Genomic DNA, 17,703 nt, shown 5'->3' with positions numbered 1-17,703 from the left:
CGCTCCTTGCCGCGCACCGACCGAACTGCTGAAATCTATACTGTAACGGACTTAGTATCAACGCTCACGGGAGGCGCCGGCGTGAAAGTGCCCTTCACCTGGAAGGTAACCGGGTGGTTCATGGTCGGGTGGTCGCCCGAATTCCCGATCGGCGAGGTGCGGCCGCTCCGCTATTTCGGCGAGGACCTGGTGGCCTACCGCGACGAGTCGGGTGAGCTGCATGTCCTGGAGGCGCACTGCAAACACCTGGGCGCGCACATCGGCCACGGCGGCACGGTAGTGGGCGACTGCGTGCAGTGCCCCTTCCACGGGTGGCGCTGGGGCCCCGACGGCACCAATCGGTACATCCCCTACCAGCCGGAGCGGCCCAACCGCGCGCTGCGGCTGCGGGTCTTTCCCGTGCGGGAGCAGTACGACTGCGTGTTCGTCTGGCATCAGCCGGACGGCAAGGAGCCGCAGTGGGAGATGCCGGACATCTTCCGCAAGTTCCCTCAGTTCGAGACCGACCCGGCGGCCTATTACCGGGCGTATCCGGAGTTCTCCCGGCGCGCGGAAAGCGAACCGGTGCATCCGCAGATCGTGGCGGAGAACGCCCCCGACAGCGCCCATTTCGAGTATGTGCACCACGCCACCGTGACGCCCCGGGTGCTGGACTGGAAGATCGTCGACCGCGAATGGCAATTCGTCGCGGGTTGGCCGGACGCCAGCAGCGACGACCCGGAGGATCTCGCGCTGCGATTCCACAGCCACCTGTTCGGCCTGGGCGGGGCGATCAGCGTCTTCGAGGGCGCGCAGAACCATCGGCTGATCTTCACCTGCACACCGGTCGACGACGAGTGCTCCGACCTCTTCTACTCGATCTGGTGGCCCCGAATCCCCGGCGACACGTCCGACGTGCCGGACGGCAAGCTGCGCGAGGTCATCGAAAAGCAGTTCCTATCCACCGTTTTCGACGATCTGCAGATCTGGCGCTATCAGAAATATGTGGAGCGCCCGCCGCTCTCCAAGGTCGACGCGAAAGGGTATATGGCACTGCGCAAGTGGGCGACCCAATTCTACGAAGTGCCGGCATGACGGCACTCAAAGACCTCGCGGCCCCCGCGCACACCGCGATCGTCACCCAAGAATGCCAGGGCGCGGTCATCGGCCCGCATGCCGGCCTGGCCGCGCTCGCGAAGGAGGCGCGTCGCGTCGCGCTGCCCAACATCGTGCGGCTGCTGCCGGTGGCGCGGGCGGCCGGTGTGCGCGTCGTGCACTGCCTGGTGCAGCGACGGCCCGACGGGCTGGGCTCCAGCCACAACGCAAAGATCTTCGCGCTCGGGCGCGGCGAGGTAGACATCGTTCCCGGCACGCCCGGTGCGGCGGTACTTCCCGAATTGGGTCCCGAACCAACGGATCTGGTGCTGAGCCGGTGGCACGGCGTCGGGCCGATGGGCGGTACCGATCTTGACGCGGTGCTACGCAACCTCGGAGTATCCACCATCGTGGTGGTCGGTGTTTCGTTGAATATCGCGATACCCAACGTCGTCATGGACGCAGTCAACGCCGCCTATCGCGTCGTCGTGCCCCGCGATGCCGTCACCGGCATCCCGACCAATTACGGCGAGGCCATCATCGACAACACGCTGTCGCTGCTGGCGACCATCACCACAACCGACGACCTGCTGGGGGTATGGACGCAGCCATGACCGACACCGCAACACAATTCACGGTGCCAGCCGTCGCGACAGCCGTCGCCGCCGCGATTCCCGATCGGGAGTTGCTGATTCAGGGCGAGCGGCGCTACAGCTATGCGCAAATCCTCGAGCGATCGAACCGGCTGGCCTCATACCTGCATTCGCGGGGATTGGGATGTCACACCGAGCGCTCAGCGCTCGCCGGACACGAGGTGGGCCAGGATCTGCTCGGCATCTACGCCTACAACGGGAATGAGTTCGTCGAGGCGTTGCTCGGCACCTTCGCCGCGCGGGTTGCGCCCTTCAACGTCAACTTCCGGTATGTCAAGAGCGAGCTGCAGTACCTGCTGGCGGACTCGGGGGCGACCGCGCTGATCTACCATTCCGCGTTCGCGCCGCGCGTGGCCGAAGTGCTGCCGGATCTTCCGCAGCTACGCGTGCTGATTCAGATCGCCGACGACTCGGGCAACGACTTGGTCTACGGCGCAGTGGATTACGAGACCATCGTCGCCGCCAGCTCGCCCGCGCCGCCACCGGTGCAGCATTCGCCCGACGACTTGTATGTCCTGTACACCGGTGGCACCACGGGGATGCCGAAGGGCGTGCTGTGGCGCCAGCATGACATCTTCATGACGTCGTTCGGCGGGCGCAGTCTGATGACCGGGGAGCCCTTCGGCTCCATCGACGAGATCACGGCGGCGGTGGCCGCGGGCGCCGGCACCAAGTTGATGATTCTGCCGCCGCTGATCCACGGTGCGGCCCAGTGGAGCGTGATGATGGCGATCACGACCGGGCAGTCCGTCGTCTTCCCTTCCGTCGTCGATCATTTGGACGCCGACGAAGTGGTGCGCACCATCGAGCGGGAACGATTGCCCGTGGTGACCGTAGTGGGCGACGCAATGGCGCGGCCGCTGCTTGCCGCCATCGAAAAAGGCACAGCCGACGTGTCGTCGTTGGGCGTGATCGCCAACGGCGGCGCGTTGCTCACCCCTTATGTCAAGCAGCGCTTGATCGAAGCGCTGCCCAACGCCGTCGTCGTCGATGGCGTCGGATCCTCGGAGACCGGTGCGCAGATGCACCACCTGTCGACGTCGGGGGCGGTGTCGACCGGAACCTTCAACGCTGGACCGGACACCTTCGTGGCGGCCGAGGACTTGAGCTCGATCCTGCCGCCGGGACACGACGGCATGGGCTGGCTGGCGCAGCGGGGCTACGTTCCGTTGGGTTACAAGGGCGACGCGGCCAAGACGGCCAAGACATTTCCGGTGATCGACGGCGTGCGCTATGCGATCCCCGGCGACCGGGCACGCCACCGCGCCGACGGCAGCATCGAGTTGCTGGGCCGCGATTCGGTGACGATCAATTCCGGCGGCGAGAAGATCTTCGTCGAGGAGGTCGAGACCGCGATCGCGTCGCATCCCGCGGTCGCCGATGTGGTGGTGGCCGGGCGGCCGAGCGAGCGGTGGGGCCAGGAGGTCGTTGCCGTAGTCGCGCTGGCCGAGGGCGCCGACGCCAGCGCCGACGAGCTGGTCGCACACGCCGCACAATCCCTGGCTCGCTACAAACTTCCCAAAGCGGTGGTGTTCCGTCCGGTGATCGAGCGCAGCCCGTCGGGCAAGGCGGATTACCGGTGGGCGCGCGAGCAGGCGGTGAACGCATGAAATATCAAGGCCGCGTCGCCGTCGTCACCGGTGCCGGCTCCGGTATCGGCCGTGCTTTGACCTCTGCCCTCACTCAGGACGGGGCACACGTCGCTGCGGCCGACATCGACGAACGGGGTCTGGCCGAAACCCAGGCGGCGTGCCGCCCCGGCCACGTCACGACGTTCCAGGTCGATGTCGCCGACCGCGACGCGGTGTTCGCATACGCCGACGACGTGCGCAGCCAACTCGGGCCCGCCTCAATGGTTTTCAACAATGCCGGGGTCGATCTCTTCGCCGGTGTGGCCGACATGTCCTGGAAGGACTTCGACTGGCTCATCGGCATCAACGTCGGCGGTGTGGTCAACGGAACCAAGGCGTTTCTGCCGCAGCTCATCGAGTCCGGTTCCGCCCAGCGCCCCGCCCGCCTGGTCAACCTGTCCAGCGCCTTCGGGCTGATCGCGGTCCCGTACCAAGGCGCCTACAGCGCTTCGAAGTTCGCGGTGCGCGGCCTCACGGAGGCCCTCCGGCAGGAGATGATCATCGAGCGCCATCCCGTGACGGTGCATTGCGTGCACCCGGGCGTGGTGCGCACCAACTTCGGGGCCAACATGCGCACCGCGGATACCGAAGATCCTGACCTCGCAAAGTCACTGTTCGACCGCGCGGCGCTCACCGCTCCCGAGAAGGCCGCCCGCATCATTCTCCGAGGGACCGAGAAGAACCGCGCCAGAATCCTCATAGGTCCCGATGGACGGGCGATGGCGGCGCTGCCCCGTGTCCTCGGTGCGCAATACGCCGGCCTGTTGGCTCGCGTTGCAAGGCTGACGAACTCGCGTGCACCCGTAGGGAGATAACCCCCCCATATTGTCTACTGTAAGGATTACAGTACGATCTTACGCGAGGACCGTCCGTTCAAGGCCATGATGTTGGAGATCCGGTGACGACCAACGTGCACACCGCCGCCGGCACCGGCGACGAAACCGTCAGCCTGCGCGACCCCTACCCGTTCTTCGCCCATAAGCGCAGGCAGGCCGGCGTTTTCCGCGGCACCGTCATGGACTACTCGAAGACGCCGGAATCCCTGATGCCCAAGCGGGAGTATTCCGCGGTTTCTTTCAATGCGGTCAACACGGTCTTTCGCGACGGCCGGGTCTTCAGTTCCGAGCCCTACGACAAAACAATCGGCCTGTTCATGGGGCCCACCATCCTGGCGATGGAGGGAAAGAAGCATCGCGATCATCGCAACCTGGTGTCCGCGGCGTTCAAGTCGAAGGCGCTGGCGCAGTGGGAGCCCGCCATCGTGCGCCCGGTCTGCAACGCGTTGATCGACGAGTTCATCAACGCCGGTACGGCGGATCTAGTACACAATTTCACCTTCGAGTTTCCCACCCGCGTCATCGCCCGACTGCTCGGTCTGCCCGACGAAGACCTCGGGATGTTCCACAAGCGCGCCGTGGAGTTGATCAGCTACCACGTCAACTACGAACGGGCCTTCGAGGCGTCGGCGGCGCTCAAGGACTACTTCGTCGAGCAGATCGAGCGGCGCAAATCCAAACCCACCGAGGACATCATCGGCGACCTGGTCACCGCCGAGATCGACGGCGAAAAGCTCAGCGACGAAGCCATCTACTCCTTCCTGCGCCTGCTGTTGCCCGCCGGATTGGAGACCACCTACCGGTCGTCGGGAAACCTGCTATATCTGCTCCTGACCCATCCGGACCAATTCGACGCGGTGCAAGCCGACCGCGGCCTGATCCCCCAGGCCATCGAGGAGGGGCTGCGCTTCGAGACGCCGCTAACCACCGTGCAGCGGTTCACCACCGAGGACACCGAAGTGGAAGGCGTTGAGATCCCGGCACGCTCGGTGATCGGCGTGTGCATCGGCTCCGCGAATCGCGACGAGCAGCGCTGGGAGCGTTCGGAGGAGTTCGACATCTTCCGCAAGCACATGCCGCACATCTCCTTTGCCGCCGGCGAGCACACGTGTTTGGGACTGCACCTGGCGCGGCTGGAAACCCGCGTCGCACTCGAATGCCTGCTGAATCGGTTGACCAACATCAAGCTGCTGGCGGACGACGACCCACACATCCACGGTCAACCCTTCCGTTCGCCGACGGCGCTTCCCGTGACGTTCGACGCGAAGTAGGGTCCGGGAATGGTCAAGGTAATGGAGGGCTTTCGGGTCCTGGAGCTTGCGCAGTTCACGTTCGTCCCCGCGGCCGGGGCCATCCTCGCCGACTGGGGCGCGGACGTCCTCAAAGTCGAGCACCCGCTGCGCGGCGACACCCAGCGCGGCTTCCTCAACATGGGCGGCATCCAAGTCGATCCGGACAGACACCCGCTGATGGAGCACCCCAACCGGGGCAAGCGCAGCATCGGGATCGACGTCTCCACGCCGGGCGGCCAGGAAGTGATCTACGAACTGGCCAAGACGTCCGACGTGTTCCTGACCAACTACATGCCCGCGCAACGGCAGAAGCACAAGTTCGACGTGGAACACATCCGCGCGGCGAACCCAGACATCGTGTATGCCCGCGGTTCTGCGTATGGCGACAAGGGCGCAGAGCGAGACGTCGGCGGGTACGACGGGACGGCGTTCTGGACGCGCAGCGGCATCGGATACGCGCTGACACCCGAGGAGCTCGGCGGCGCACTGGGACAGGGCATTCCCGCGTTCGGCGATTCCATCGGCGGCATGTTCATCGCCGGCGGCATCTCGGCCGCGTTGCTGCATCGTGAGCGCACCGGCGAGGCCCTCGAGCTCGACGTGTCGCTGCTGAGCACCGCCTGGTGGGCAGCGGGGGCCAGCGTGACGCAGGGCATGGAGACCGGCGAGGTCATGCGCACGTTCATGCCGGGCTCCGGAGCGCCGTCGGTCAATCCGTTCATGGGCAACTACGAAACCTCCGACGGCGGCACCATCAACCTGTGCATCATCAGCCCGACCGGGTTGATCCGCGACACCTTCGAGCATCTCGGCATCCCCGAGGCAGCAGATGATCCGCGCTTCGCGGATGTGCTCCCGTTGATACAGAACGCAGACGCGGCCGCCGAACTGATCGCGAAGGCCTTCGCGGGCAAGCCATTTGAATACTGGCGCCAGCACCTGAAAACGATGAAAGGTCAATGGGCGCCGTTCCAGAGCCTGATCGACCTGGCCGGCGACGAGCAGGCCATCGCCAACGACATGATCAGCGAGATCGAGCTCGCCAGCGGCGGCGAACCGTTCAAGGTCGTGCGCGGCCCGGTGCAGTTCAACCACGAGCCGCTGGTGACCACCAGGGCGCCCCAGGCCTCCGAGCACACCGAAATCGTTCTGATGGAGCTCGGGATGGATTGGGATCGCATCGCGGAACTGAAGGAATCGGGAGCCATTGCGTGAATCGCGCCGGCGACGATGCAGTGGGGCACCCCCAGGCGCGAAGCGGCGAGGGGGACGAAGCGATGAGGTGGGGGCACCTCCCGCTTGCGGGGGAGAGCGGCGCGCATGAATGACGTTGCCGTTATTGGGGTTGGGCTGCACCCGTTCGGTCGGTTCGAGGGCAAATCCGCGATGCAGATGGGAGCCGACGCGATTTTTGCCGCGGTCGCCGACGCCGGTGTCGCGTGGCAGGACATCCAGTTCGCCACCGGTGGCAGTTGGACGGTGGCCAACCCCGACGCAATTGTCGCCATGGTCGGCCTGACGGGAATCCCATTCACCAATGTGTTCAACGCGTGCGCGACCGCGGCCAGTGCCGTCAAGGCCTGTGCCGATGGGATCCGGTTGGGCGATTACGACATCGGCATCGCCATTGGCTTGGACAAGCACCCGCGCGGAGCGTTCACCGAAGACCCGGCGCTGGTCGGTATGCCGAGATGGTATGCCGAGAACGGGCAATACCTGACCACCAAGTTCTTCGGCATGAAGGCGAACCGCTACTTGCACGAGCACAACATCTCTGCTGACACGCTCGCCAAGGTCGCCGCGAAGAACTTCCGCAATGGAGCGTTGAACCCCAACGCCTTTCGCCGCAAGCCAATCCCCGAGGACCGGATCCTTAGTTCGCCGATGCTCAACTACCCATTGACCCAGTACATGTTTTGCGCACCCGACGAGGGCGCCGCGGCCGCGGTGATGTGCAGGGCCGATATCGCGCACCGCTACACCTCCAAACCCGTGTACCTGCGGGCAGCGGAGGTCCGCACTCGCCGCTACGGCGCCTACGAGGTCAACACCACCTTCGCCCCGGTCGACGAGGACGTGTCGCCGACCGTTTACGCGGCGCAGGCAACATTCGAGAAGGCCGGCGTGGCGCCCGAGGACGTCGACGTGATCCAGTTGCAGGACACCGACGCCGGCGCCGAAATCATCCACATGGCCGAATGCGGGTTCTGCGCGCACGGGGATCAGCAGAAGCTTCTCGCCGACGGTGCCACCGAGATCGGCGGTGCGATGCCCGTCAACACCGATGGTGGGCTGATCGCCAACGGTGAGCCGATTGGCGCCTCCGGACTGCGCCAAATTCACGAAATCGTTCGTCAACTCCGCGGCGAGGCTGGAGACCGTCAGGTCCCGGGCAATCCGAAGGTCGGGTTCACTCAGCTATACGGGGCGCCCGGCACCGCCGCCGCCACGATTTTGACGACCTGACGCAGCGCCGAGTCCGCCACCCCGCAGATCGCTGTAACTTTCGCGCGGGCCGTTTCGTCGTAGTAGCGAGCGGGGAAATTCGCTTCCCGCACAGCAGCTCGACGGAAGGAATTGCGATGTCGCATTTGACTGGACAACTCGCAGTGCGGTGGCACGCCGGTCGTGCCGGCGTCGTCGCGATCGCCACCGCGGCAACCGGTCTGGCGTGGCTGTTGGGACGGATCGCCCACGTCGACTACATAGTGGATACGCCGATCGGCACCCGGGAAATCACCCTCGCGCTGACCATCGTCGCCACCGCGGCCGCGGGCATCGCCGGCTGGATCGCGATCGCGTTGCTGGAGCGCTACGCCTCATCTCCCCGAATCATTTGGATCGCGCTGACCCTGGTCGTTCTGGTGGTATCCATCGTGCCGATCTTCCGGACGACCGCGAACCTAGACACCCAACTCATGTTGACCGCGCTGCACTGTGTGGCCGCAGCGGTCCTGATCCCCGCCCTGCCTCAGCGGCACAAGACGGCAACCCGCCGCCGGTAACTATCGAAGGAGTGCTCATGCATATCGTGATTTTCGGTGCCAATGGCTCGACGGGGAGGCTGCTGACGCGGCGCGTGCTCGACGCCGGTCACTCGGCGGTGGCCGTGACCCGACGACCCGACGACTTCCCCATCAGCGATCCGCGGCTGACGGTTGCCGGCGCGGACGTGCGGCGCGAGGGCCTCGCCGCGATTGTCGCGGGCGCCGACGCCGTGCTGTCGACGCTCGGTGTGCCGTTCACCCGCCAGCCCGTCGACACGTATTCGGTCGGCACCCGCAATGTCGTGAACGCGATGCGCGAAACCCGCGTCAATCGGCTCGTCGTCGTGAGCTCCACCGGCGCCTACCCTGCGCCAGGCCGCCGCCAAGCGCCCCTGATGCTGCGGCTGTTCGAGCCGATCATCACCCGCACAATTGGTAAGACCGTCTACGACGACATCCGGCGGATGGAGGCGTTGGTGCGCGAGAGCGGCCTCGACTGGACGATCGTGCGTCCGTCGGGATTGTTCGATTTGCCTCAGGTTACCAATTATGTTGCTGGAGAAGTTGATCCGGTGGGCGCATTCACGGCGCGCATCGACCTGGCGGACTACCTCGTCAAACTTGCCCAAGACAGGACGGCAAGGCGGAAGACGGTTGTCGTCTCTACAACCGAGCACACGCCCACGGTGTGGGAAATGATCCGACGCGAGGCCTTCAAGAGCGACGCGCAGGCGACGAATGCCACGGCGTCGCCTTAGGAACCGCAACGATATTGACTGACGACCTGACGCTGCGCCGAAACGGCGCCTCAGGAAACTTTCGGCGGCGCGTAGGCGGGCTTGCCCAGCCCAAGCGCGTACTCGCCGATCATGTTTCGGAACACCTCCAGCGTGCCGCCGTAGATTCCGACCAAGGGGGCGAACCGGTAGGCGTATTCCGCGCTGCCGTCGTCGGCGGCACCATCGGTGCCGAACGGCAGGGCCGACGCCGCCCCGAGGATGTCCATCAGGTCCGGGGAGATCTCCCGCATCGTTTGCGCGATGGCGACCCGGCCGTAGATGTTCGGGGACGACAGCGCCGCCTCCAGCCGGGCGAAGCTGCGGCCCAGTCGGTACGCGACCGACTTGTCGTCGACAAGCCGGCGGCCGGTGGGGTCGGGCTGCGTCACGCGCACCACGGCCTTGTCCACCGCCTCGGCAAGAGAGCCCGCCTGGTGCATCATGATCGAGGTGTCCTGCAGCCCGTCGGGCGCGGCGGCAACCGCGCCGTGCTCGGTGTTGAGCGGCTCGCGCAGCACCGTCCAGCCCGCGTTCACGTCGCCGAGCCGATACTTGTCGTCAACGCGGACGTCGCTGTAGTAGACGATGTTGGTCCGGTCGCCGTCGACGGTGCGGATGCCCTGGATTTCGATGCCCGGGGTATCCAGCGGCACCAGAAACATGGTCAGGCTCTTGTGTTTCGGCGCACCGGGATCGGTGTTGGTGATCAGAAAGACGTACTGGCAGTTGTGCGCGCCGGTGGTGAACATCTTGGAGCCATTGATTACCCACGCGTCACCGTCGCGCACCGCGCGGGTCTTGCAGGTGGCAACGTCGGAGCCGCCTTCCGGTTCGGTGTAGCCCAGGCACAGCCTGACCTCGCCGCTGAAGACCTTGGGCATCACCTCGTCGCGGACTTCGGGTGAGCCGAACTTCTGCACCGAGCGCGCCACCATGGCGGTGGTCCCCCACGTCACCCATGGCACGTGCGCCCGGCGCTTCTCCAGCTCCCAGATGCGCCGATGCACCCGGCTGAACCCGCCTTCCGATTCGGGCTTCCACTCCTTGGCCAAGTAGCCCGCGGCGCCGAATTTGAGATGCAGACCTTCGTCGAAGTTGTCGCCGGTCTCGCGGTCTCGCCTCCTGACCTCTTCTGTCATGTGGGTGCCCAGAAAGTTCCGCGCCTCGTCGAGGAAGGCCTGGTCCGCGTCGGACAGCTCAACCCGGGAGAAATCCATCTAATGCTCCTGTCCTACCGTTGGGGGGCGCATTCTCGGGCGGTCACAATCTCGGCAACCCGCTGGGCGGTCGCACCCGGGTCGCCGCCCGCCAGCGGCCATCCCCTCGCTCGGACCAGATACGCCGTCGCGGCGGCCTCCGACGAAACCCCAAGGCCGCCTTGGATGTGCACCGCCATGGTCGCGGCCTTGGCGGCCTCCTCGGCCATGAACACGAACGCCGACGGCGCCAACTCAGGGCGTTCGTCGGGTTCGTTGTCCAGGAACCAGGCGGCGCGGCGGGCGAGGTTTCGTCCCCCCTGGACGGTGATGGCCATATTCGCCAGCGGATGCGAAATCGCCTGCAGCGTCGAGATGGGCACACCCAGCGTGTAGCGGGATTTGGCGAACTCCGCGGCGATGGTCATCGTTTCCTCGACCAGGCCGACCAGGGCCGCCGCGGTCAGCAGCCGCCATTCATCTAGCGCCCGTTGGTAATTCGCGACCGCGTCGGGCCCTTCGGCGATGACCGCGCGGGTGTCGGCGGCGGCCGGATCCACCCAGGCCATCGGCAGCCGGCCGATGTTGTCGACCTTGGCCGGCCGGGTGCCGAACGTCAGGCGCACCACCTGGCCGCCGTCACGGACGATGATGTGGTCGGCGATCGAGCCGGTCGGTATCAGGCGGGCACCCGGCCCGTCGTCGAGGCGCGCATCGAGCGCGACGAGCTGGTCTCCGTTTGCCACCCCGGCGGTGTCGGCACCGAGCCCTCCCAGGCGTCCCAGCAGCCGGGCCGCGCAGACATGGTCGATCCACGGGACCGGGGCCAGCGACCGGCCGATCTCTTCGGCCACCAACGTCAGGTCGACCAGCGTGGCCCCGTCACCGCCACACGATTCCGGCAGCGCCATCGTGGTCGCACCCATCGCGCACAACCGCTCCCAGAGGTTCTTGTCGAAGCCGGAAGGCTCTGCGGCGCGCACCGTTTCGATCGAGCAGTGGGTTTTGAAGAATTGCTTGTACGCATTCTGCAGATCCACGTGATCGTCGGACAGGCTGTAGTCCAGTCTGCGTAGTTCGAAGCGGTCCATGGTCAGTGCTCCTGTCCGAAGAAGAATTCCTGCGCGTTGTTGTAGAGGTAGTTGTCCAGCACCTCGGCCGGCAGGTCCAGCGCACGGGCTTCGGGTATCACGCGACGCATGCGCAGGACCGGCCAGTCGGACGCGTAGATCACCTTGTCCGGTCCGCGCGTGCGCATGTAGTGCAGCAGGCTTTCCGGCAGCCGCTTCGGCGACCATGCCGAAGTCATCAACCGCAGGTTGGCGTACTTGAGCAACAACCGGATCGCGACGTCCCACCACGGGTCCGCGCCGTGGATCATGCACAGCTTCAGTTCTGGAAACCGCACGCACACGCGGTCGAGATGCATGGGGTGCTGCACCTCGCCGGGAATCGGCGGCCCCGGGATACCGGTGTTGATGCACAGCGGGAGATCGATCTCCGCGCATTTGGCGTAGAGCGGATAGTAGACCGCGTCGCTCGGCGGATACTGCCCGTCGCCCCAGAAGCTCGGCCCCACAACCGCGTACGCGACCGGCAGGTCGCCGACGATCCCACTCAGCTCCCGCAATGACCGCACCGGACGCAGCAGGTTGACCCCGCCCATGGCCAGCGCGAACCGATCCGGCCTGGCTTCGACGAATTTGCGCGCGGTGGTCGACGGATTGGCGAGCGAGTCCATCAGGATCGCCTTCTGCACACCTTGTTCGTCCATCTCGTCAAGCAGCTCGGACAGGTCGACCGGCGCGAACATCGACTCCGGCCCCTTGAAGTAGTCGTCGCGGACCTTGAGCATCCAGGAGGGCTGGGAATCAGTCTCACCGAAGTGCACATTGATCAGGCAGTCGATCGCTCCTGTGTTCATGACACCTTCTGTTCGGCTTGCTCTCGGGCCCAGCGGTAGTTGGGCTTACCGTTGCCGAGCCGCTGAATCTGCTCGACGAAGATGAATGCCTTGGGCGCCTTGAAATGCGCGAGCTGCGCGGTGCAGAAGGTGTAGAGGTCCTGCCCGTCGCCGGCGAGGTCGGCGCCCGGGTGTGCGGCGACGAGCGCGACGACTTCCTGGCCCCACCGTTCGCTCGGCCGCCCCACCACGAGGGCGTCGGCGATGCCCGGATGTGCGCGCAGCACCTCCTCGACCTCTTCGACGAACACCTTTTCGCCGCCGGTGTTGACCACCAGTGAATCGCGGCCGAAAAGGCGGATGGTGCCATCCTTTTCAAGGGACGCCCGGTCGCCCGGGATCACGACTCGCTGGCCGTCGATCTCCGGGAATGTCCGTTGGGTGCCGTCGGGATCGCTGAAATAGCCGAGCGGAATCCGGCCGGTCCTCGCGGCCCAGCCGACTTCCTGCTCACCGGGTTCCAGGAACCGGCTGCGGTCGGCGGAGACAACGGTGGCGCCGACCCTGGGTTCGAAGGTTTCGCTGGCGTGCCCGTCGCGGCTGTGCCCGAATGCCATGTTTCCGGATTCCGATGATCCGTAGCCTTCGATGATGGTGATGTGCGGCAGGCATTCCATCAGTGCCCGTTTGTATTTCGCGTTGGTGGCCGCGCCGCCGGTGCCGATGGCGTTCAGCGCCGACAGATCGTAGGTGTGCGCACGTAATTCCGCGACCAGCGGGCCGGCGTACGCGTCGCCGACCATCGTCATCATGCCCACCTTTTCCCGCTCGGCGGTTTCCCACACCGACCGCACGTCGAGCTTGCGGCGATCGTCGTAGAGCACGACGGGCAGGCCCGCACACAGCGCCGCGAACGCGGTCCACATGCCCGCCGCATGCATCAGTGGCGAAACCGCGAACCACGGCGGGCCGCCGGAACGGACCTTGTCGTGAATCTCGGTGACGCTGTCGTGATCGGCGCCCACCATCGACGACACGTACATGTCGCTTTGGCGCCACAGCACTCCCTTGGGCCGCCCCGTCGTTCCGCCGGTACACATCATGATCAAATCGTCCGGCGATCCAGCCAGGTCGAGGTCGGCGGCGCCGGCGGCCAAGGCGTCATCGAGCGAGATGGCGCCCGGCAGTTCGGAAGCGCCGCTGCCGTCGTCGACGGACACCAGTAACTCAGTGCCGTTGGGCGGCAACACCTCCGCGAACCGGGCGCCGAGCGAGCGGTGATAGATGATGCCCCGGGGACGGATGTAGTCAAGCAGGTCGCCGATCTCGCGCACCGAGTAGTGATGGTTGACGTTGACCGGGACAACGCGCGCTTTCAGGCATCCGATCAGCATGTCCGGATACAGGTCGTTGTACATGATGAGCGCGATTCGGTCCTGACCGCATTCCCATCGTTCGAGCGTGTCGCGCGACGCGTAAACCCCGAATCCCTTGTCGATGAGGAAGTTTGCCAGCCTAGTGGTTCGAACCGCCGAGTCGGCGAAGGTGCTGCGCCGGTCGCCGCAGGCGGTCATCAGGCGGTCGGGTACGACCTCGGCGATAGCGTCGAGCACCGCCCCGACGGTCCATTCGCTCACCGGGCAGGCCGCCTAAGCCGCCACTGGGGCTTTGACGCCCAGCAGATCTAAGGCGTTGTCGCGCATGATCTTTCGAATATCCGCTTCGCTGAAATCCTTGAGCTCTTCGACAAACGACACCGGAGACTCGAGGCCCTCGCCGTGCGGCCAGTCGGAGCCGAACAGGATCTTGTCGACGCCGATGACTTCGGCCAACTCCGGCAGATCGTCCTCGTAGTAGGGGGCGATCCAGACGTTGTTGCGCAACTGCTCCACCGGATCCTCGGGGAAATCACGGGGCTGGGTGTTGGCCGCCTTCTTCAGGCGTTTGACCAGCCGGTGGACGAAGTACGAACCGTTTTCGATGCTGACCGCCTTGAGTTTCGGATGCCGGGTGAACACGCCGTGCACGATCATCGAGGCCATGGTGTCGTGAATGGCGCGGTCGTCGAGAAGAACGTTGTCCAGCGGGTCCTTGGCGCCGAACCCCTCGAACGTTGACTTGCCGCCCCACGCCGCCGCGATGTGCAGATAGCCGCTGTCGCTCAGGTGGAATCCCACCGGCACCCCCGCCTCGGCCAGTCGCGCCCAAACCGGATCGTGGCTGCGATCACCCAGCGACCGTGGCTTGACCAGGCCGGGCACCGGCGCCGGTCGCACCAACACGAGCTTGGAGCCGCGCTCCAACACGAACTCCACCTCGGCGAGGGCCCGGACCGGATCGGCCAGCGAGATGATCGGCGCGGCGATGATCCGGTGGTCGGGCCGGTCGAAGCCCCAGTCCTCGTCCAGCCACAGGTTGAAGGCGTGCACCGACGCCATCGTCGCCTCGATGTCGTGCTTGAGCGCCTCCTCGACCCCACACCCGAATGTCGGCAGCATGAACACGGTCTCGATGTCCTGGGTGTCCATCACCTCTATGCGCGCATCACGGTTCTGGTACTCGGGGTGTTCGGCCAGGCGCTCGACCTTCATCAGCGACGCCGGGTCGACGCCTTCGGGAATCTCACCGCGGAACAACAAGTCCAGGCAGCCCGGCACGATGATCGGGTCGAAGGTGGGATTGGGAACGAAATGGTTAACCCGGCCCCCGATCACGGCTAAAGTGCGCTTGCCTTGGGTCACCATCTGCACACCGCGGCTCTTGAATGCCTTGTCCAGGTGGCGGGTGAATGAGTCGAGCGGTTCGTAGTAGTGGTTGTCGACGTCAATCGCCTTGTACCGCAAGGTACCCATCATGATTCCTTTCCAGGACCCGCGAGCGAGGGAAACTGCGGCGGGCGCTTCTCGAGGAAGCTGGTGATCCCTTCGATGACATCGGGCCGCGGCATCGCCTCGTGCAGCAACACCTCGGCACGCGAAGTAGCTTCCACGACATCGCGCGTCGCGTCGCCGTATACCTGGGTCTTGATCACCGCCATCGACGCCGGCGAGCAATTGCGCGCGATGTCCTCGGCGTAGTCGAGCGCGCGCTTCATCAGGTCTTCCGGCGCGACGACCTCTTTGACGAGGCCCAGCTGCGCGGCCTCCTCGGCGAGGAAGGTGCGCCCGCTCAGCAGCAGGTCGAGGGCGACGCCCCAGTTGGTCAGCCGCGGAAGTATCCAGGAGATGCCGAACTCCGCGATCAGCCCGCGGCGGGCGAACACGGCGGCGAACTTTGCTCCCGCGGCGGCAAACCGGACGTCGCACATCAGCGCCTGGGTGAGACCGATGCCGACGCAGGAACCGTTGATCGCGGCGATGACGGGTTTGCGCAGCGTGGTCACGAAATGCGGCGGCCGTTCGCCGACCAAGTCGGCCAGGTCGGTCTGACCCGCCTTCTCCATCGTTTCGCCCATTTTGGCCGCCGAACCGGGCGCGCCCAGGTAGGCGCCGGCGCAGAATCCCCTGCCCCGGCCGGTCAGCACGATGACCCGGACGTCCGGGTCCTGTTCGGCGCGGTCGACGGCCGCGTAAAACCCGGCGGCAAGGTCGGGGCCCCAGGCGTTCAGCCGGTCCGGGCGATTGAACGTGAGGATCGCGATTCCACTGTCGGTGGTCTCGTACAGCACCGCGTCTTCGGCGTCTGAGGCGCCGTCGCTGCCGGACATCGTGCGCGGCACCCCCTCGTGCTTGACTACCGGATTCGGTGGGCTTTTTGTACCCATACTGTATACCTATCGGTACCGCATTCCACAACTGCCACCGGGGCCACATGAAACCCGGGCCAAACAGCGAATTCCGTGTCGCGGAAGTTTCCAATCGACGCGCGAATCCCCCGCTCACGAGGCGACGGATAACTCTCCCGTGGATTGTGGCGAGCGACACGCCGCGAACCACGTTTGGTCCCGCCCGGCGACCGGGAAGACGGACAGAAGACATCGATTAGCGAGGGGAGGGAATGCAATGGTTGACATCAACAGCGGTGTGGCGGAAGCCGTCAAGGGCGTCGTGGAAGACGTGAAGGGCAAGGCCAAGGTCGTCATCGGCGCGGTGATCGGTCGTGACGACTTGTTCAACGAGGGTAAGGCCCAGCAGGACAAGGCCCAGGCCCAGCGCAATGCGGCGAAGAAGGAGGCCGAAGCCGAATCCGCCCGCAGCGCGGCCAAGCTCGCGGAGAAGCGCCAGCAGGCCGAACAACAGTAATCAGGAACTGTACGTCGAAGGCCCGGCCCAGTCCAGGCCGGGCCTTCGCCTTGAAAGTGCTCTGCTGCCAATCGTTTTCGGCGCCGGCTACTGGTCGATGAGCCCCAGCCGGCGATAGGCCTTCTCGATCTGCGCCTTCGCCTCGGGCGGCAGCTCCGCTTGGGGCGGCCGGGAATGCGGATAGTCACCTATCGGCAGACCCAGCAGCGAGGCCGCGTACTTGAAAGCGCCACCCCAATGGGTGAAGTAATCCGATCGCCCCGGGTAACAGGTCCACCAGGACCCGACGTCCAGGTCGAACTGGTCCATTCCGGACTCGCGCCCGTAGTCCATCGCCTCTAGCAGCTTGTCGTTGCACACCAGATCCCAGTACTCGGAAAACAGTCGCCGCTTGGGGGTCTCGAACAGGTAGCCGGCCGTACCCAATTGCGCCGGGCACACGATGCCGGCACGCAACCACCCGGCGCGGTACACGGTCCGGTCGCATTCCCAGACCGCCAGGTCGGGCGCCAACTCGTGCAGCCGCCGGCTCGCCTCAGGCCGGAAGGCGCCCTCCTTGGTGGCGCACACGGCGGGTACCTCGTCGTAGATCCTTGCGCTTTCGGCCGGGGTCAACACGTAGCCGGACGACGGGGAGTTGAACATTCCCAACGCGATATCGGTGCGCGCGGCGATGTACTTGAAGAACCTCAGCACGCCCTCGCCGCCGTGGGCCTCCATCATCGGCGTTTGGATGTAGGCGATGTCGGCCCCCACCTCTTGGGCGTGGAGCGTCAACGTCAAACAGTCCTTCGCCGACATCGCCGCCGTGCAGGCCTGCACGACGACATCGGGATTCAGCCTGCGCGCCTCCTCGATCGCCACCTCTAACAGGCGTCTGCGCTCATCGAGGGTCAGCGACCAAAACTCGGCGATGCCGCTGGTACACCACAACATCGGGTGGCCGAGGTCGCCGACGCAGTAGCGCACCAGCGTCCGATAGGCGTCCCAGTCGATGTCATCACCGTCGGTGCCGCTGAACGGCGTATAGAGGGAGTCGCCGATTCCCCGCAACGCCCCTCGCGCCCAAACGCGAGCCTCAGTAGCCGTCGCCATAGTCCACTCCTTGTGT

General features: G+C 65.6%; 17 protein-coding genes. 10 read left to right on the top strand and 7 right to left on the bottom strand.

Annotated features, from left to right (window positions below; all coding sequences use genetic code 11):
* Positions 1-81 precede the first annotated feature (81 nt).
* From ACQI5H_RS12760 to ACQI5H_RS12720, 9 genes are all read left to right on the top strand, one after another.
* On the top strand, positions 82-1,074 hold the full coding sequence (locus ACQI5H_RS12760) for a Rieske 2Fe-2S domain-containing protein (protein WP_427079723.1): 993 nt from the start codon (positions 82-84) through the stop codon (positions 1,072-1,074).
* Positions 1,071-1,688: a cysteine hydrolase gene (locus tag ACQI5H_RS12755; protein ID WP_427079722.1), complete on the top strand. Its 618-nt coding sequence runs from the start codon at positions 1,071-1,073 to the stop codon at positions 1,686-1,688. Before ACQI5H_RS12760 ends, ACQI5H_RS12755 begins: the two co-directional genes overlap by 4 nt.
* Positions 1,685-3,337, top strand: a complete 1,653-nt coding sequence (locus tag ACQI5H_RS12750) for an acyl-CoA synthetase (RefSeq protein WP_427079721.1) — start codon at positions 1,685-1,687, stop codon at positions 3,335-3,337. Before ACQI5H_RS12755 ends, ACQI5H_RS12750 begins: the two co-directional genes overlap by 4 nt.
* Positions 3,334-4,173, top strand: coding sequence for an SDR family NAD(P)-dependent oxidoreductase (locus tag ACQI5H_RS12745; RefSeq protein ID WP_427079720.1), 840 nt, complete (start codon positions 3,334-3,336; stop codon positions 4,171-4,173). The genes ACQI5H_RS12750 and ACQI5H_RS12745 overlap by 4 nt, the downstream gene beginning before the upstream one ends.
* 83 nt (positions 4,174-4,256) lie before the next feature.
* Positions 4,257-5,465, top strand: coding sequence for a cytochrome P450 (locus ACQI5H_RS12740; protein ID WP_427079719.1), 1,209 nt, complete (start codon positions 4,257-4,259; stop codon positions 5,463-5,465).
* A 21-nt stretch (positions 5,466-5,486) separates the two neighbouring features.
* On the top strand, positions 5,487-6,701 hold the full coding sequence (locus ACQI5H_RS12735; protein WP_427079810.1) for a CaiB/BaiF CoA transferase family protein: 1,215 nt from the start codon (positions 5,487-5,489) through the stop codon (positions 6,699-6,701).
* 105 nt (positions 6,702-6,806) lie between these two features.
* Complete coding sequence (locus ACQI5H_RS12730; RefSeq protein WP_427079718.1) at positions 6,807-7,952, top strand: thiolase family protein; 1,146 nt, start codon at positions 6,807-6,809, stop codon at positions 7,950-7,952.
* A 116-nt stretch (positions 7,953-8,068) separates the two neighbouring features.
* Positions 8,069-8,491 carry a DUF6069 family protein gene (locus tag ACQI5H_RS12725; RefSeq protein WP_427079717.1) on the top strand — a complete coding sequence of 141 codons (423 nt, stop codon included), beginning with the start codon at positions 8,069-8,071 and terminating at the stop codon, positions 8,489-8,491.
* Between the two features lie 17 nt (positions 8,492-8,508).
* Entirely contained in the window at positions 8,509-9,231 is a 723-nt protein-coding gene (locus tag ACQI5H_RS12720; protein ID WP_427079716.1) for an NAD(P)-dependent oxidoreductase, read from the top strand.
* 50 nt (positions 9,232-9,281) lie between these two features.
* Here ACQI5H_RS12720 and ACQI5H_RS12715 read toward each other — a convergent pair whose 3' ends face one another.
* Genes ACQI5H_RS12715 through ACQI5H_RS12690 form a run of 6 tightly spaced genes read right to left on the bottom strand, consistent with a single transcriptional unit; the run spans position 9,282 to position 16,057 of the window.
* Entirely contained in the window at positions 9,282-10,469 is a 1,188-nt protein-coding gene (locus ACQI5H_RS12715) for an acyl-CoA dehydrogenase family protein (protein ID WP_427079715.1), read from the bottom strand.
* Positions 10,470-10,483: 14 nt separating this feature from the next.
* Entirely contained in the window at positions 10,484-11,539 is a 1,056-nt protein-coding gene (locus ACQI5H_RS12710) for an acyl-CoA dehydrogenase family protein (protein WP_427079714.1), read from the bottom strand.
* Between the two features lie 2 nt (positions 11,540-11,541).
* Entirely contained in the window at positions 11,542-12,372 is an 831-nt protein-coding gene (locus ACQI5H_RS12705; protein WP_427079713.1) for an amidohydrolase family protein, read from the bottom strand.
* Positions 12,369-13,988, bottom strand: a complete 1,620-nt coding sequence (locus ACQI5H_RS12700; protein ID WP_427079712.1) for an acyl-CoA synthetase — start codon at positions 13,986-13,988, stop codon at positions 12,369-12,371. Before ACQI5H_RS12700 ends, ACQI5H_RS12705 begins: the two co-directional genes overlap by 4 nt.
* Before the next feature lie 12 nt (positions 13,989-14,000).
* Positions 14,001-15,203, bottom strand: coding sequence for an amidohydrolase family protein (locus ACQI5H_RS12695; RefSeq protein ID WP_427079711.1), 1,203 nt, complete (start codon positions 15,201-15,203; stop codon positions 14,001-14,003).
* The gene (locus ACQI5H_RS12690) at positions 15,203-16,057 is read right to left on the bottom strand and encodes an enoyl-CoA hydratase (protein ID WP_427079809.1); all 855 of its coding nucleotides are present in this window, start codon (positions 16,055-16,057) and stop codon (positions 15,203-15,205) included. The genes ACQI5H_RS12695 and ACQI5H_RS12690 overlap by 1 nt, the downstream gene beginning before the upstream one ends.
* A 295-nt stretch (positions 16,058-16,352) precedes the next feature.
* Here ACQI5H_RS12690 and ACQI5H_RS12685 point away from each other — a divergent pair, with 295 nt between their 5' ends.
* Entirely contained in the window at positions 16,353-16,592 is a 240-nt protein-coding gene (locus ACQI5H_RS12685) for a CsbD family protein (RefSeq protein ID WP_427079710.1), read from the top strand.
* Positions 16,593-16,679: 87 nt separating this feature from the next.
* Here ACQI5H_RS12685 and ACQI5H_RS12680 read toward each other — a convergent pair whose 3' ends face one another.
* Positions 16,680-17,687 (bottom strand): dihydrodipicolinate synthase family protein, encoded by a 1,008-nt coding sequence (locus ACQI5H_RS12680; RefSeq protein ID WP_427079709.1) that lies wholly within the window; start codon positions 17,685-17,687, stop codon positions 16,680-16,682.
* Between the last annotated feature and the right edge of the window lie 16 nt (positions 17,688-17,703).

The organism is Mycobacterium heidelbergense (genome assembly GCF_050205645.1).
Taxonomy (GTDB): domain Bacteria; phylum Actinomycetota; class Actinomycetes; order Mycobacteriales; family Mycobacteriaceae; genus Mycobacterium; species Mycobacterium heidelbergense_A.
This window is presented reverse-complemented; position numbering and strand designations above follow the sequence as displayed.

Coding starts and splice junctions, on each gene's coding strand:
- ACQI5H_RS12755 (WP_427079722.1), top strand. CDS start 1,071: ATGACGGCACTCAAAGACCTCGCGGCCCCCGCGCACACCGCGATCGTC.
- ACQI5H_RS12750 (WP_427079721.1), top strand. CDS start 1,685: ATGACCGACACCGCAACACAATTCACGGTGCCAGCCGTCGCGACAGCC.
- ACQI5H_RS12745 (WP_427079720.1), top strand. CDS start 3,334: ATGAAATATCAAGGCCGCGTCGCCGTCGTCACCGGTGCCGGCTCCGGT.
- ACQI5H_RS12735 (WP_427079810.1), top strand. CDS start 5,487: ATGGAGGGCTTTCGGGTCCTGGAGCTTGCGCAGTTCACGTTCGTCCCC.
- ACQI5H_RS12730 (WP_427079718.1), top strand. CDS start 6,807: ATGAATGACGTTGCCGTTATTGGGGTTGGGCTGCACCCGTTCGGTCGG.
- ACQI5H_RS12725 (WP_427079717.1), top strand. CDS start 8,069: ATGTCGCATTTGACTGGACAACTCGCAGTGCGGTGGCACGCCGGTCGT.
- ACQI5H_RS12720 (WP_427079716.1), top strand. CDS start 8,509: ATGCATATCGTGATTTTCGGTGCCAATGGCTCGACGGGGAGGCTGCTG.
- ACQI5H_RS12715 (WP_427079715.1), bottom strand. CDS start 10,469: ATGGATTTCTCCCGGGTTGAGCTGTCCGACGCGGACCAGGCCTTCCTC.
- ACQI5H_RS12710 (WP_427079714.1), bottom strand. CDS start 11,539: ATGGACCGCTTCGAACTACGCAGACTGGACTACAGCCTGTCCGACGAT.
- ACQI5H_RS12705 (WP_427079713.1), bottom strand. CDS start 12,372: ATGAACACAGGAGCGATCGACTGCCTGATCAATGTGCACTTCGGTGAG.
- ACQI5H_RS12695 (WP_427079711.1), bottom strand. CDS start 15,203: ATGGGTACCTTGCGGTACAAGGCGATTGACGTCGACAACCACTACTAC.
- ACQI5H_RS12690 (WP_427079809.1), bottom strand. CDS start 16,057: ATGTCCGGCAGCGACGGCGCCTCAGACGCCGAAGACGCGGTGCTGTAC.
- ACQI5H_RS12685 (WP_427079710.1), top strand. CDS start 16,353: ATGGTTGACATCAACAGCGGTGTGGCGGAAGCCGTCAAGGGCGTCGTG.
- ACQI5H_RS12680 (WP_427079709.1), bottom strand. CDS start 17,687: ATGGCGACGGCTACTGAGGCTCGCGTTTGGGCGCGAGGGGCGTTGCGG.